The organism is Candidatus Bathycorpusculum sp. (assembly GCF_009778815.1).
Taxonomy (GTDB): Archaea; Thermoproteota; Bathyarchaeia; order Bathyarchaeales; family Bathycorpusculaceae; genus Bathycorpusculum; species Bathycorpusculum hydrogenotrophicum.
This window is the reverse complement of sequence record NZ_WRFL01000125.1, coordinates 1-2,789: the sequence shown is the minus strand read 5'-3', so window position 1 is coordinate 2,789 and position 2,789 is coordinate 1. Positions and strand designations below refer to the sequence as shown.

General features: G+C 41.4%; 3 protein-coding genes. 2 read left to right on the top strand and 1 reads right to left on the bottom strand.

Features of this window, described 5'->3' with window-relative positions; all coding sequences use genetic code 11:
• Positions 1-340: 340 nt before the first annotated feature.
• The gene (locus tag FWF39_RS12285) at positions 341-922 is read right to left on the bottom strand and encodes a DNA-3-methyladenine glycosylase I (protein WP_343383726.1); all 582 of its coding nucleotides are present in this window, start codon (positions 920-922) and stop codon (positions 341-343) included.
• Positions 923-1,277: 355 nt separating this feature from the next.
• Between FWF39_RS12285 and FWF39_RS12280 the strand changes: the two genes are divergently transcribed.
• Both FWF39_RS12280 and FWF39_RS12275 read left to right on the top strand, forming a co-directional pair.
• A complete protein-coding gene (locus FWF39_RS12280) occupies positions 1,278-1,934 on the top strand; it encodes a hypothetical protein (protein WP_343383725.1) in 657 nt (218 codons plus the stop codon).
• Positions 1,906-2,789: hypothetical protein (locus FWF39_RS12275; protein ID WP_343383724.1), on the top strand; the 884-nt coding region annotated here is incomplete at its 3' end. The genes FWF39_RS12280 and FWF39_RS12275, both read left to right, overlap by 29 nt.

Below are 2,789 nucleotides of genomic sequence, written 5' to 3'. Positions count from 1 at the left end.
AGGAATGGGTTTAGCCATAATTATCACCTTAATTGTTGATACACAGGTAAAACATAAAAATTTTCACGACTATAAACCGTTTTTTAACAACTTACACATATTTAGAGCGCATCAAAATTTATGCCCACGGTTATAGTTTTACTACAATAACACCATAGTTTTTCCAAGACACTAACTACACGCTTACTGTTTACTGCCAGTGCCATTTTTTGTTGAGCCTACGCACTCAATTAAGCCTACTTTTTTAGTGTTGAACTATGAGTCTGTACATTACGTGAAGCAAAGTCTATTTCGCAGTTATTTAGTCATAGAGACAACCTGCAAGTATGAAATATTTTGGTTAGCTGGTTTCTTTTGTTAGTTCTTCATAAGCAAAGCAATCGGTAAAGTGGTCGTTGACCATGCCTGTGGCTTGCATGAATGCGTAAATTATTGTGCTGCCGACAAAGTTCATGCCACGTTTTTTGAGGTCTTTGCTGATTTTATCAGAAACAGGCGAAGTTGCAATAACATCCGTTGTTTTCTCAAAGTGATTTACAATTGGCTTATAATTTACATAGCTCCACAGGTATTTGTCAAAGCTGCCGTGTTCCTTTTGGATGCGGAGAAACGCTTTTGCATTGGCTATAGCTGCGTTGATTTTTAGGCGGTTTTTGATAATTCCCGTGTTCGCTAAAAGTTCTTCGATTTTGGTGTTATCATAGTGTGCAACTTTTGCTGGGTCAAAGCCCTCAAAGGCAGCTCGATAGTTTTCGCGTTTTTTAAGTACCGTTAGCCACGACAGTCCCGCTTGTGCGCCCTCTAAAAGTAGCATTTCAAAGAGTTTTTTGTCATCATGAACGGGTCGGCCCCATTCATTATCGTGATAGTCCACATAAATTGGAACATCGCCACACCAACAACATCTAACTTTGCTAGCCATCTAAACCTGCTCCCTGCTTCACCGCTATACCTGTTTTTAGCCGTTTTTATACAATAGCACTATTTCCTATCTTTTCTTACGATGGTTCTTACGATGGTTCTTACGATGTTGTCTTTGTATTAAAACCCATTTTTACCTCATTGGGTTGTACACGGTAGAATGGTTTTGGCATGTTTTGTTTCTTGCAGGTTTCACTTGTCCGTTTTGGTTTTGGCTGCTGAGTTGGTTTTGGGGGTTTAAATATTCTGATAGTTTAGAGGATTGGTAAATGTTATGTGTGATCTGCTGTGGCATAGTTTCGGTGAATTAGACAGTAGTTGTGTTTTGCTAAATGTTGTTGTGGAGGGTTGTTTGTTTGTCTGAGTTGGTTCAGACTTTGTGGTTTGAGGATGTGGGTTTTTTGCATGAGCAAATGCTCGATACTCCGCTTGGACGGTTTTCTGTTCGGCAGATGGGTATGTTTTTAGTCTTTGGTTTGTTGGCGTGGCTTTCTTCGCTTGTGTTTGCTGATTTGGTGCTTAAAATTGTAGTTGCCGGTGGCATATTTTTTGGTGGGGCGGCTTTGTTTACGCGAAAAATTAAAACGGTTTCTCCTGAAGCCCACCTGCTCTGCCTGATAAGGCGCTTCACCCTACAGATAAAACAAAAACACACTGCCACCAAAGCTAAACATTGTGTGGAGCAAGAGTCAAAGTCTATGCTGCTCTCAGCAACCATAGGAGCACCTGTAAAAATTGTTGGAGTCCTAAAAGACCTAACAGGAAACATTCTCGCAAACAAAACTTTCAAAGTGAACGTAAACAACACCGCTCATTCAAGTGGTTTAACTGACCAAGACGGCTACTTTTGCACTTATTTCACCCCCGACCACCCCGGACTTTTCCAAATAGACCTCCAACCCCAAGATCACCCAGACATCACCCAAAAAATAACCCTACAAGTCAACCCCCCTCAAAAAACCAAAGACGAAGAGGTAACTCAAAATGCACAAAAAAAATCTACTGAAAACTAGACTTACCCCCAAACCCCAACAACCCCTTTGCACCTATGAAGTGTTCCCAGTAAACTATATCATGCTACCAAAACAAAAACGACAAGAAACCCTAGGCCGCTTCCAACGCCTCCTAAACAGCCTACCCTGCCAAGCCACGTTAACCGCCCAAAAAACCCAAAAAACCCTCCAAATCAACGAAGAAGAACTCACAACCACTTACTACCGCTTCTTCATTGAAAGCACTGAACCTATCGATTGGATAATAGATCAGTGCAATTTTAAACAACAACCCCTAACTGAGCTCTCCAAAGCCAAAGTAGCTAAAACTTTTCCTAAACATCTTCAACTTGAAAACGGTAAACTCCAACGAACCTTTACCATCTATCAACTCCCCGGTAAACTCTTACCCGGGTTTGTTAGTGAGCTTTATGGATTATGTGAAAAAGTGCTAATAGACATTAAGCCTCTCTCACCCGAGGTGGCTAGTGCGCAGATGGGCAAATACCTGCGTTTGCTCAAAAGTATTCTCTTAGCTGATCAATCCAAAGGCCGCCTGCCCAAAGAAGAAACCAAACTAAAACACGACATGGCTCAAGCCACTTATCAGGGTTTGATAACAGGGAGTACACGATTATTTGAGTTAAAAATTAACCTCACTTTGGAGGCTGATACTCTTGAGGAGCTTAAAGGGAAAACAAAAAAACTCAAAGACACCCTACAATCTCGTTTTATACGTCTTGACTGTCCCCTGTATTTTCAGCCCGAATTAGCTCTTGGTACAGTGGGTAAAAAGCTTGTAGCCGACACCACAACCGTTAGTAGCTTTTTTCCGTTTGTTTCAGCCGACCTAATCGAGTCACCGGGTGGAGTTTT

Excerpts from the sequence above, each read along its gene's own strand:
- FWF39_RS12285 (WP_343383726.1), bottom strand. The coding sequence starts at position 922 with ATGGCTAGCAAAGTTAGATGTTGTTGGTGTGGCGATGTTCCAATTTAT.